Origin of the sequence: Chryseobacterium sp. R2ACT005 (genome assembly GCF_049949215.1) — a bacterium.
In the GTDB taxonomy this organism is placed as follows: domain Bacteria; phylum Bacteroidota; class Bacteroidia; order Flavobacteriales; family Weeksellaceae; genus Chryseobacterium.
In genome coordinates, this window is the sequence record NZ_CP188192.1 from 2744993 (window position 1) to 2757737 (window position 12745).

At 36.0% G+C, this 12745-nt stretch carries 12 protein-coding genes; 4 read left to right on the plus strand and 8 right to left on the minus strand.

All coding sequences use genetic code 11. From position 1 onward, the window contains the following. Positions 1-64 precede the first annotated feature (64 nt). From ACPF63_RS12565 to ACPF63_RS12575, 3 genes are all read right to left on the minus strand, one after another. Complete coding sequence (locus tag ACPF63_RS12565; RefSeq protein WP_219072493.1) at positions 65-454, minus strand: RidA family protein; 390 nt, start codon at positions 452-454, stop codon at positions 65-67. A 100-nt stretch (positions 455-554) separates the two neighbouring features. Next, entirely contained in the window at positions 555-1118 is a 564-nt protein-coding gene (locus ACPF63_RS12570; RefSeq protein ID WP_426480137.1) for a Crp/Fnr family transcriptional regulator, read from the minus strand. A gap of 109 nt (positions 1119-1227) precedes the next feature. Next, positions 1228-1830: a TlpA family protein disulfide reductase gene (locus tag ACPF63_RS12575; RefSeq protein WP_426480138.1), complete on the minus strand. Its 603-nt coding sequence runs from the start codon at positions 1828-1830 to the stop codon at positions 1228-1230. Positions 1831-2247: 417 nt separating this feature from the next. On the opposite strand from ACPF63_RS12575, the gene ACPF63_RS12580 reads away from it, so the two are divergent. Beyond that, positions 2248-4578: a TonB-dependent receptor gene (locus tag ACPF63_RS12580; RefSeq protein WP_426480139.1), complete on the plus strand. Its 2331-nt coding sequence runs from the start codon at positions 2248-2250 to the stop codon at positions 4576-4578. Between the two features lie 3 nt (positions 4579-4581). After that, positions 4582-5397: a DUF4249 domain-containing protein gene (locus tag ACPF63_RS12585; protein ID WP_180565628.1), complete on the plus strand. Its 816-nt coding sequence runs from the start codon at positions 4582-4584 to the stop codon at positions 5395-5397. Between the two features lie 48 nt (positions 5398-5445). Here ACPF63_RS12585 and ACPF63_RS12590 read toward each other — a convergent pair whose 3' ends face one another. Further along, positions 5446-6171 (minus strand): YoaK family protein, encoded by a 726-nt coding sequence (locus tag ACPF63_RS12590; protein ID WP_426480140.1) that lies wholly within the window; start codon positions 6169-6171, stop codon positions 5446-5448. Positions 6172-6540: 369 nt separating this feature from the next. Between ACPF63_RS12590 and ACPF63_RS12595 the strand changes: the two genes are divergently transcribed. Both ACPF63_RS12595 and ACPF63_RS12600 read left to right on the plus strand, forming a co-directional pair. Beyond that, complete coding sequence (locus ACPF63_RS12595; protein WP_426480141.1) at positions 6541-7227, plus strand: Crp/Fnr family transcriptional regulator; 687 nt, start codon at positions 6541-6543, stop codon at positions 7225-7227. A 99-nt stretch (positions 7228-7326) separates the two neighbouring features. Further along, positions 7327-7722, plus strand: a complete 396-nt coding sequence (locus ACPF63_RS12600) for a VOC family protein (RefSeq protein WP_077414774.1) — start codon at positions 7327-7329, stop codon at positions 7720-7722. A gap of 176 nt (positions 7723-7898) precedes the next feature. Here ACPF63_RS12600 and ACPF63_RS12605 read toward each other — a convergent pair whose 3' ends face one another. The 4 genes from ACPF63_RS12605 to ACPF63_RS12620 form a co-directional block, all read right to left on the minus strand. Beyond that, complete coding sequence (locus ACPF63_RS12605; protein WP_426480142.1) at positions 7899-8846, minus strand: alpha/beta fold hydrolase; 948 nt, start codon at positions 8844-8846, stop codon at positions 7899-7901. Between the two features lie 157 nt (positions 8847-9003). Then, positions 9004-9402, minus strand: a complete 399-nt coding sequence (locus ACPF63_RS12610) for an ACT domain-containing protein (protein WP_426480143.1) — start codon at positions 9400-9402, stop codon at positions 9004-9006. A 475-nt stretch (positions 9403-9877) separates the two neighbouring features. After that, positions 9878-10531, minus strand: a complete 654-nt coding sequence (locus tag ACPF63_RS12615; protein WP_175627210.1) for a response regulator transcription factor — start codon at positions 10529-10531, stop codon at positions 9878-9880. Next, positions 10509-12215 carry a sensor histidine kinase gene (locus ACPF63_RS12620; protein ID WP_426480144.1) on the minus strand — a complete coding sequence of 569 codons (1707 nt, stop codon included), beginning with the start codon at positions 12213-12215 and terminating at the stop codon, positions 10509-10511. Before ACPF63_RS12620 ends, ACPF63_RS12615 begins: the two co-directional genes overlap by 23 nt. Positions 12216-12745 lie beyond the last annotated feature (530 nt).

The window sequence follows — 12745 nt, forward strand, 5'->3', positions numbered from 1 at the left end:
TAAATGTAAGAAAAAACCTCCAAATTATATTTTGAAGGCCTGTCTTTTAACTCAAATTTATCACTTATTTCACCACTGTTGCTTCAAGTTCCACCTTTAATGTTTCGAATAAGCCATTTACTTCAAGCATTGTTAAAGCCTGTTGGATCTTATGCCGGGCAATCCACTCCTGAAGAATGGGAAAATAAGGCCAAAGCTCTTCTGCAGAAGTTGTATAGACATTTAATCTTACAATTCCTGCACATTCATATCCTGCTGTGCGGATCACTTCTTCCAAGTTGGCAATAGCCTGTTCCAGCTGGGACTTCATATCCTTATCACTGGATGTTCCATCGGGATCAATAGCTGCCTGCCCTGAGCAGTATAAGGTACTTTCAACATTTTTTACCTCTACCGCCTGATAATAGCTTCTTTCATCCTGCCATTTCCATGGATTAACTGTTCTTTTTTCCATTGTCCTGAATTTGTTATTTGTTACAGTACAAAATTGCAGAACAAATACAGCAAAACCCTGTGATCCGGATCACGATTATGGTGTGAGTTCTATCACAGTTTTATAGTGGCAGACGGCTCAAAGTTTCCCTGGAAACTCCTAAATAAGCAGCTAAAAGAGATTTCGGAACTCGCTGTACAAGGGAAGGATATTTTTTCAAAAGCTGGTCATACCGCTCTTTTATTCCGGTTGTCATCATGGAAATGGTTCGTTGCTGAGCCGTAATAAATCCCATATATGCTTTTTCCAGAAAGAAATGCTCCAATTTTGGCAGATGGGCACAGAGCTTTTTGTAATCCTCTAACTGAAGGCACAATACTTCTGTATCTTCAAGACATTCCAAAGACATCGTTGCCAAAGTTTGCTGATAGTAAGCAGGAAAATCTGTTTCCCACCAGTCTTCCATGGCAAATCCTATAATATGTTCTTTTCCTGTTTCGTCAGTATAAACCAGCTTCAGAAGACCTTCCAATACAAAATAATTATAAGGAACCGGTTCACCTTCCTGTACTAAAAACTGGTGTTTTTTATATTTTTTATAGGTAAAATAGGATGATATGAATTCAAATTCATCATCATTAAGAGGGATTATTTTTTCAATGTGAGTCCTTAGCTGATTCAGCATATTCTATTTCTTGTGGTATAAAAGTATTCTTTTTTCATAAAAGCATTCAGTATTTCGGCTTCTATTTTTGCAAAAGTCAACAAGGTAAATAAGTCATTAGCTGAAAAAATTATGGCTTTTGTTTCAACAGTTCATCAATCTGTTTGTAAAAAGAATCTTTACTGTAATCTGCCAATCCTTTATGATGCAGGCGGATGCCGCCTTTTTTATCCAGCACGACCGTTGTAGGCAAAGAGCCACTATAAAGTATTCCAGGAATATTGCCAGCCGGCACCAGAAAAGGAATAGTAAAGCCTTTTTCTTTTAAGTAGGTTTTTCCAAGAGTGGTGTTGTCATCAAGATTTACGGTAAGAAATACCATATCCGGATTGTTTTTATACTGATCATACAGTTTTTGCACAGAGGGAAATTCTGCCCTGCAGGGAGGACACCACGAGGCCCAAAAGTTAATGAAAACGACTTTGTTTTGTAAAGCAGCAGTATTGATAACCGTTCCATCTTCATTTTTCACCAGAAACCCGGCATAAGAAACCCGTGCAGAAGTATTTTGATGCTCTTTTGATTCTGATATACTGGAATTGAGGATTCCCGTGGAAGCAACCTGTCTCATCAGCCATGCCTTAGCATCTTTATTCACCAAAACGATAATGAACAATATGGTCAGTATTGCAGTAGAGCCATTTTTCCTGATCCAGATTTTTACATTTTCCATACTCGTTCCTCTTAATTCTTAGCCAAGATAATACTAAAATTCCAATTAAAAGTTCTGAAGGAGCATTTTTAAGCGAATAGTCTTTCCATCACAGGATATAAAAGCTTTTTAAATGGTTAGTTCTATAATTTTCCTAACAGACAGCAATAAAGTTCACACAACAGTCGTTAATAATTTATTTTTTAACATAATTAACTAAAAAACAATTAATAAATCAGTATACAATGCATAATATTATTTTTTATGTAACAGTCTTATTTTATTCTTGCTTTTACCATTTTCAAAAACACACTTTTTCAATGGATTTATTTCATAATTAATTTGTTACATGTAACAAATTCCCTGTTCATCCAACTAATCGTACATCAACAAAACATTAATTCCTATACAAGAGATCTACTACTTTAAAATAAACTAATGCAAACATCCTTTTTAAAAATTACCGCTGCCACCGCAGCGCTCTGTTTCAGTACCCTGGCAATAGCCCAACAAACCTATTCTGTAAGTGGAACTGTGAAAGACAAAAAAAACGGTGAGCTGTTAATCGGAGTATCGGTAAAAGTAAGTGAAGATCCTACCATCAATGTTGCAGCCAATGAGTATGGATTTTACTCTCTATCACTGCCTGCAGGTACTTATACCATCATTATTTCCAATCCGGGATATAAAGATTTTGAACAGCAGATCAAAGTAGATCAGAATATAAAACTTGACCTTCCTCTTCTGCCTCAGGAAGAGACCACAAAGGCCATTGACGAAGTAGTTGTAACTGCTGTTAAAAAGGATAAAAATTTAACCTCCGCTCAAATGGGAGCAGAAACGTTAAATATAAAAAGTATAGAAAAGCTCCCTGTTCTTTTTGGGGAAAAGGATGTGATGAAAACCATACAGCTTTTACCGGGTATCAAAAGTAACGGTGAAGGAAGCAGCGGATTCAGCGTAAGAGGCGGTGCTACCGATCAAAACCTGATCCTGCTGGATGAAGCTCCGGTTTATAATGCGTCTCACCTTCTTGGTTTTTTCAGTACATTCAACAGTGATGCCCTGAAAGATGCCAGCATCATCAAAGGAAACAGCCCTGCCCAATATGGAGGCCGACTTTCTTCTGTTCTGGATGTAAAAATGAAAGACGGAAATAATAAAGACTATAACCTGAATGGAGGAATCGGTCTGATCAGCAGCAGGCTGAGTGTAGAAGGACCAATTCAGAAGGAAAAATCATCATTCATTGTTTCGGGAAGAAGAACATATGCCGATTTGTTTCTTAAAACCAACAAAGATTATAAAGACAACAAGTTATACTTCTATGATCTCAACCTGAAAGCCAATTATCAGATCAACGAAAATAACCGTATTTACCTTTCAGGATATTTCGGAAGAGATGTTTTGGGATTGGGAGATACTTTCAATACAGACTGGGGAAATACAACGGCAACTTTAAGATGGAACAGCATTATCAGCAGCAAGCTATTCTCCAATACATCTTTTATCTACAGTAATTATGACTATAAAATCAGTCTGAAAAATGATGATACTGTATTTGATTTAAATTCAAAAATACGTGACTGGAATCTTAAGCAGGACTTCACCTGGTTTGCCGGGAACAAGCATTCTGTACGTTTCGGCCTTCAGTCTATTTATCATACTCTTACTCCAAGCAGTGCTTCCGGTACTACGATGAGCAGCTTTCCAAGAAATCCCAGATATTCATGGGAGAACGCGGTTTACATCAATGATGATTTTAAAGCAACGGAAAAGTTAACCGTTAATTACGGAGTAAGACTTGCAATATTCAGTGTATTGGGAGGAGATACATTCAATACGTATGAAAACGGAGTCCTTACCGACAGTAAATTCCTGGAGAAAGGAAAATTCGGAAAAACGTATGTGAATCCTGAACCGCGAATCAGTGCAAACTACCGCATCAATGAAGTAAGCAGTGTGAAAGGAGGTTATTCCCGCAACACACAAAATCTTCACCTTTTAAGCAACAGCAACAGTGGAAATCCTACTGACCAGTGGATAGGAAGCAGCTATACGGTAAAACCTGAAATTGCAGATCAGATCAGTGTGGGCTACAGCAGAAATTTCAACAATAATAATTATGAATTGAATGCTGAAGTTTACTATAAATCCATGAAAAATCAAATCGACTTCAAAAACGGGGCTCAGATTGGATTTGATGCCGGATCTGATGTAGAAAGTGAACTGTTGTTCGGAAAAGGAAGAGCTTACGGGCTGGAACTTATTGCTAAAAAGAAAAGCGGAAAACTTACAGGATGGATTTCCTATACCCTTTCTAAAACGGAAAGAAAGATCAACGGAATTAATAATAATGAATGGTACAACGCCAGAATGGATAAAACACACGATCTATCCATCGTTGCCACCTACCAGCTTAATCCGAAATGGAGCTTTTCAGGACTGTTTGTTTACAGCACAGGAAATGCCGTTACCTTCCCTACCGGAAAATATGAGCTGAATGGTCAAACAATATTCCAGTACAGCAACAGAAATGCTGACAGAATGCCTGCCTATCACAGAATGGATCTGAGCGCAACTTATGAGCCAACTTCCAATAAGCGATTCCGCGGTTCATGGACCTTCGGTATTTATAATTTGTATGGTAGAGAAAATGCCTACACAATCAATTTTGAAGACAATCCTGACCATCCCGGAACTACACGTGCTATGCAGACTTCTTTGTTCCGATGGGTACCCAACATCACTTATAATTTCAAATTTTAAATCATGAAAAATACTTTTTATATCATATTATCTCTCTTTGCATTAACCTCTTGTGAAAAAGAGATCGATCTGGATCTGAATGATCAGGGCGGAAATATTGTCATCGAAGGAAATGTAACCAACCAACCGGGGCCTTATACCGTAAAAATCACAAAATCAGTTAGTTTCTCAGAGCCTAATCAGTATCCGGCTGTAACCGGAGCTCAGGTTATTTTAAGTGATGATACCGGCCAAACCGAAACCCTTCAGTACACAGGAAACGGAATGTACCAGACAACCACTTTTGTGGGGCAGCCGGGAAGAACCTATACTCTGAAAATACAGGCGGAAGGAAAACAGTATACCGCTCAGAGCAGTATGCCTGAAATTGTTGATTTTGACGGGCTTGAACAGAGTTCATTTAAATTTGGTGACAAAACCACTTATACCCTTTTACCGATCTTTACCGATCCGATGCCGCTTGGGAATCGTTATCTTTTTAGTTTTACGATCAATGATCTTCCTAAAAAATATATGAATACCTTTTCAGACAATGTAAATAACGGAATGTTGAACCAACAGCCACTGATTCTGCCTAATGACGATAACAAAGGTAGAGATCATGAAGTGATTGTGGGAGATAAAATCCATGTAGAGATGCAGTCTATAGATAACAATATATTCACTTACTATAGTGCTCTGCTTCAGATTTCCGGAGGCAATGGCGGAGGTGCTACTCCAGCCAATCCACCAAGTAATATCAATAATGGAGCTTTGGGTTATTTTTCTGCCCATACCACAGATACGGAGACTTTTGTAATCCAGCCTGTAACTCCATAAATTTAAAAAGGATATTCCAATCAACGGAATATCCTTTTTTATTTTGTCTTATCTCAACTTTCTTTTCAAGGCATAATACCTGTACAGAAGCTTATCATATCGGATAACGAAGAACAATAATCCCGCAGTTATAATCAGTGTTTTTAATTGAATCATATTATAACTATAGCCGCCAATAATACATCCTGAAAAAAAGCATGCAATGATAACCAGTTTAAGGGTAATATTCTTTTTAAGCTGTCTCTGTTCATTTTTTCTCTCCTTAAAAAACAGTTTTGAAAGTTCTATTCCAAGATCTGTAAACAACCCTGTAAGATGAGTTGTTCTTACTACAGACTGTGATACTCTTGTAACCAATGAGTTCTGAACTCCCATTGCAAAAAGTAAAAGACCTGCAGTGATATAAGGAGATAACGAGATTTTTAATTCTTTATAATCTGACATTCCTACACATCCCAATATCAAAATTTCGGTTATTAAAGGGATGAGATGCGGACGAACTGTTCTGTGCCCTGACGAGAATTCAACCAGAAAGCTTGAACAAAAAGCTCCGCTCAGAAAACAGATAATAAACAGAAAGTAAGTAAGTGCTTCGTTGTAATGATCTAGAAGTATCTCTTCAGAAAAGAAAGCAAAATGTCCTGTTATATTGGTTGTCAATACTTTAACAGACAAAACACCTACAATATTTACTATTCCGGCAACGAATGAAAGTGCTGATGCCAGCTTAAGATTGTGAAAATAGGTTCTGTTTTTCCCTTTGTGTCTGAACATTTTAAATCTCTGTAAGAGCTGTGTATTATTGTCAAAAAACAGCTGGATAAAATAAATAAGTAAAAAAATAAATTTAGAAATGTCAGTGTCAAACTGTGAAAAACATGTCCGCTTAAGTATTTATCCAGTGTTCTTTATATCTGCTGTACTCTTTTTTGCATTCTTAATAATAAATTAGAGGCTTTTACAGAAAGTAAAACAGCTTCTCTGCAACGCTCTGAAATGTTCTGTTTCTTAATTCAGAATCAATTTTATTACTTTTGTAAAAGTAATTCGTTTAGGAAAAAAACTTGGTGATCTGTATCAGTTTAAAATGTGATTTAAGTTAAAAAAACCTAGCGTTTATTCAATAGTCCGTATAGAAAAATTATGATCTCAAAATTTATTTTTAATAATCAGTATCTTTTTGATGAGCTCCCTGAATATGATAAAAATATGCTTACAGGAGCAATGAAAACCAGGAACTACCGTAAAAATGAGCCTATATTTACTGACGGGACAAAACCTAATGGCGTCTACTACCTCAATGAAGGGAAAATAAAGAAATACAAGGTTGATAATGATGGAAGGGAACAGATCATTTACATTTACAGTTCTGGTGAATTTTTTGGATATTCTGCTATTCTGAGCAATGAATCTTATGGAGACACTACCTCTACATTGGAAAATTCTGTTATCTCATTCATTTCAAAAGACAGTTTTCTGGATATCCTAGGCCAGTCATCAGTACTTTCAAGACTGCTGCTGAAATCTTTAAGCCACGAATTCAGTGTCATGGCCAATCTTATTGCCGTTTTATCTCATCGTACGGTCAGGGAACGAGCTGCTTTGAGTTTGCTTATTCTTCATGATAAGTACAAATCAAATAATGAACCTGATCAGGAAGTATTCATTTCCCTTTCCCGCATAGATCTGGCAAATATGGTAGGAACAGCCAGAGAAACCTTAGCCCGGATTATTAATGATTTTAAACAGGAAAAACTCATCAGATCTGAAGGTCGTAAAATACAGATTATCAACTTTAAGCAGTTAATTCATATTGCTAATTTTTATTAGTAAATAATTTAGTTTAAAAGCTTTAATTTTCTACTGACAAACTGTTGTCATAACTACCTGTTACCTTTGTTTAAAATTAGTTTAAACAAAAAATACCTTATGAAACTTACCTCATTAAGACTCATCAGCAAAGACATCAAAGCGGCAGTAGAATTTTACGAACAAATCATGGGAGCAACAGCCAGATGGTATACTGAAGATTTTGCAGAACTCTCTGCAGATTCCATAACCATTGCAATCGGAAGTATCCGGACGATGCAAATGTTTTCAGAAGGTCTTACCCAATTTGCGGGAACAAAATCAACCATTATTGAATTTATGGTTAAAAATGTAGATGAAGAATATGAAAGAATTAAAAGTTTAGCCTCCGAAATTATCCAGAAACCTACAACAATGCCTTGGGGAAACAGATCACTTTTGTTCTGTGATCCGGATGGAAATCTGATTAACTTTTTTACTCCGGTAACTGTGGAAGCTGTGCAAAAATTCAGCTAAGCCACCCCTTCAATAAAAAATAAAAAGAGGTTGCCTCAAAGGTCAAATAAATTGACTTTTGTCATTCTGACGAAGGAAGAATCTTATTAGTAACCGAACATATTAGATTCTTCACTCCATTTCATTTCATTCAGAATGACACTTTTGAGACAGTCTCTTTTTGTTATAATTAAAATCTATTTCCCAAGGAACTCAATTGCTTTCCCTACAAAAGTATCATGGTATTGATAGAAAGAAGCATGTCCAGAATCCGGGAAAATCACCAATTCTGCCTGATCTAAATTCTGCGCCATATTTTTAGCATTCTGAACAGACACCGGGAGATCATTTTCACCATGAACAATCAGTACTGGGTTCTTGATCTTTTGTATTTCTGTAAGAGCATCAGCGTTAGGTTGAGCCCAGGCCAGTACGGCAGTAAATTGCGAGTTAGAAGCAGCATCATTTAACGGAAGGTCTCTGTCTGTAGTACGAAGCTGAACTCTTGCAAAAGATGCTTTTCCTTCTGCTGTACTTTGAGCCGATTCTGTAAATCCAAATTTTAGATAGGAAGCTTCCGGGCTTAATCCGGCTGTTCCTGCAATAATATTAGGTAGATTAGACAACCCGATTGCCCCCTGCGGACCTGTTCCGGTTAAAATCACTTTATTAATCAGTGAAGGATGGGTCAGCACGATTCTCTGAGCAATAAACCCACCCATGGAAAATCCCATGATATTCACTTTGTTCAGGTTCAATGCATTGATAAAATCGACAGCATCATCAGCCATTGCCTGAACTGTATTGGGAGTAATTCCCTTTGAAGAAGCAACTCCTTTATTGTCGAAGATAATTACTTTGTATTTCTTTGCCAGTCCATCCGTCACGGCAGGATCCCAATCGTCCATTGACCCACCCAATCCCGGCAGAAGCACCAATGGAATTCCATCTTCTTTTCCTAAAACACGGTATGCAATGGCATTTCCTTTAACGTTTATGAATTGGGTTTTGGCAGTTTGGTGGTTTCTGTTTTGTACCTCCTGTACCGTGGGAGGCTCATTTTCTTCAGTGCAGGAAACTGTCACTACGGTAAAAAAAGTTAAGCATAATAGGCTAACGGCTGAGATTTTTCTGATTGCTTTCATTGTAGTTTATTTTTGTTTGATTATGGTGCAAACATAAAACACAAAAACAGGCAGAACACTCAAAAGCTTTCTCAACAGGGCATTTTAGGAATTCGATTAGACATTTTTGAAGGTGAAAATGATAAGTGGAAAGTGTAAGATCATTTTTTGAAACTTCTTAAACCATTTTCAATGCATGAAGAGCTTTCATTGCTTTTTCAGCATCTTCTTTTGCAATAAAAATATGATCATGAAAATAAGCAGCAACTACATTACAACTGATATTTTCCTGTTTCAGGGCATTTGCAAAGGCCGCAGTGAGCCCTACAGCTTCCAGGGAAGAATGAATATTCAGAGTAATCCATGAAGCAATATAACTGTAAATCATCCTCCATTCATTTGCTGTCTCTTTTTTCAAAACAACAGTAACCGCTTCAGTTTCCCGAAAGAAAAACAAAACCTTGTCTGTATCCGGTATCTCACTCAGGTTTTCAACAGTACAAAATACATATTCTCCGGCATTTAATACCGGTTCCATGTTCTGAAGCAGAACAGCCAAATCTCTTTCTCCTGTCATCTTTTTGATACAAAACTATGATATACATTACAGCATCTGTTTATCAAATGATAAAAAACAAAAAAGAAGGCTGTGTGCCTCCTTTTTTGTTTTGTAATTGTAACCGTCAACTGAACCTCTTTTTTATATGTATTTGTGTTTTTTTCATTTGGTCTTTTAAGAAGCCCAATTAAGGTTACTCATCACTCCAATTAATTTCATCAGTGTTTTATTAATTTCATCATTTGTGTCTTTATAACTACCAGTTATTAATTGTATAGCTATAATCATTTGTTGTTTTTTGTATAAAATTTAAAACCTGAATAAGCATTTTTGATTTACTTTTTTCGTTGCTTAAATTTCACAGTACAAAGGAACAACATTACAAAATAAAATCCTCTATAAACCCCATCGATACATCTCGATTCCCTTATAGATATTTATCGATAAAATTAAATTCTCTGATCATAAGAAGTGAAAAATATCCTAAAGACTGCTATAGTTTATGATGTGTTTTAATGAGATCCACCAGCTCAACCATGTTCTCTATCTTCAGTTTTTCAAAGATATTTTTTTTGATTGTGCTTACTGTATTCTGTTTGATATTCAAGCTGTTTGAAATTTCCAGGTTTCCATATCCTTCGGCATAAAGTTCTGCAATCTGCAGTTCCCGTTTGGTCAGACTGTTGAGAGGGCTTATCAGATCCGGATTGTAAACAAGCTGCACCAATAGATTCCTTAAAAGACCAGAAAAATACTCTCCCTTCTCTATAAAAGTTGTGATAGCTTCCCTTACCTCTTCCTCTTCACTCATTTTGCTCAGGTAGCCGTTAGCACCCGCTTTGATAAATTTAAGGCCATGCAGTTCCTCTTCAAGTCCTGTAAAAATTAAAACTTTAAGATCAGGATTTACACTTTTCATCTGAGGCAGAATATGCAGACTGTTTCCGTCCGGGAAATGTGCGTCAATGATGGCCATCTCAACCCCTTTTGATTCTATCAGCTCCAATACCTGATGTAAGGATGATGTCTGAAACACTTTAGCGTTGGGAACAATATCACTGATAACAATTTCCATTCCCTGGCGCACAATGCTGTGATCGTCTGCCAGCAGGAAAATAATCTCTTTATTTTGAATTGATGTTTCCATTATTATTACTATTTAAGTTGATCCTGAATGTCACTTTCGTTCCTTTGTGCAGTTTACTTTCCACCGATATATCACCATCGAAAAGCTCTACGATTTCCTTTACCAGGTTAAGACCAAGTCCTGCTCCCAGATTATCTACCTCATCAGATACCATTCCCTGATAGTAAGGATCAAAAATTTTACCCAAATCAGATTCTGATATCCCCACTCCGGTATCTCCTACCGTGGTAATTAAGGAAATTTGGTTTTCTCCTATAGATTCTGTAGCCATTACGAGATCAATCTGTCCGTTTTCTGTAAACTTATTGGCATTCCCCAGAATATTCATAAAAATCTGGTTGATTCTTATATTATCAGAATATACCACCAGCTCTTCAGGAATTCTGTCTGTTACCACAAACCTGTTATTTCTGGTTTCCAGATAAGGAGTAATTACCTTCACAATAGAACTGATCTCATCTTTAAGATTGAAAACTGATTTTATAAGTTCTTTTTCAGCATTCTCATTTTTTGTGTATTCCAGAATCTGGTTAGATTGCAGAAGCAGAGTACTGTTGGTAAACTTGATAGATTTAAGATAATCCTTTATTGTTTCATCCTCTGTAGTTCTGTGAATCTTATCTATAAAAATATTGATGATTTTTAACGGAGATCTCAGGTCATGGCTCAACATTCCCAGAATTCTGTTTTTAAAATTAAGGTTCTTTTTAATCTCTTTATTAGCGGCGTCCAGTTTTTGTTCATAAATAAATGCCATTCTTGTAAAATACATGATCAGAATGGATACAATAAACATAAGAATCATCAAGCCCAATACCAGATACGTCCTAATCCTGTTATTATTAGAACTCTGCTCATTATATTCTTTTTCCAGTTCAGTTTTAAAATCTTTGATAGCATTTTCGTACACTTCTATTAAGCCGTTACTATATACCAGCAGTTTACTGAAATTGCTGTAAAACTGTAGATTGCTCTTCTGTTTTTGGGCAGCAAGCATCTGTACTTTCTTTACTTCAGCAGCATAATGCTTATCCATAGACTTTATTGTGTTGTCCATTTTAGATTTAACCTGAGAAAGATCCAGCGTTTTGTTGTTGGTCATTGTGATCACCGTACTTTCTTTCTGAACATCCACTTTCCCTGTTACAGCATCTTTTAAGCGTCCAAAAAAACCTTTCTTTTTAACAGTGTCTGCATAGGTGCGGGTTTGAATCTTGAAATCTTCAAAATCATTTTTATATTTGGTAGGTTCATACTGCTTATCCTCAATTTTTGACGGTGGATTAAGGGAAGTCTGGTATACTGAGTCTATCAATGTTTTCAGTTTCGCCGTTTTCAGGGTGTCCTGCCTGTGAACTGCCAGATTTTTTTTCAACCTCGGACTTGTATTTTCATATTCACCAATCTTATCGAAATTGATTTTAAGTTTTCTCAACGACTGAAAATATAACTGCAGTTCTTTATTATTCTGCGTAGCCATATATTTCTGAAGATGTTCCTGGGCATCCAGAAAATCTTTCCTCGAATTATCTGTCAGTCCACCCAATGCACGGCTTTCCTCAAGCTGATCTTTAATAAATTTCAGCTTCTTCCCGTTGATAAATTCGTTATAAAAAAATATGGCGATGATGACCTGTATCAATAAAATACAAAGGATCAATGAGTAATGAACGAGTTTTCTCAATTTAAAATTTAAGAATTTATATTTCATATTTCTTTATCAGTTAAATTAATTTCCTGACTATATAAGTCCATGAGATATTAGCCTTCAACAATATACCATTATTTTCAACAATTTCGTAATAGCCGTATATCATCTAACTTGCAAAGTTAAATTAATTTTTGTCTTCTTATAATAATGAATATTTGACAAAACCCACAGAATTTAATTTTTTTCTATATCAAAACGCCGTATAAATATTCAGTTTTATTTACGTAAAACCATTTTTTTATATCAATTGCAAAAAATTAGGGCTCAGTAAAATATTCTGTATCTGCCTATTTTATTGTATCTAGCGAATAATAAATAATCAATAACGTGTGAAAAAACAATAGATACCCAATCATTATTTCAGTCATTTTGAAAGATCAGGGCTCCATTGCTGAACACGTTTGTATACCATTAAGTATTTCTACTAGATACCACAATTGGTCATTTACACTCTAAGAACATATATTCTCTTCTTTGTTACTTTGAAATGCTTATTAATAGTG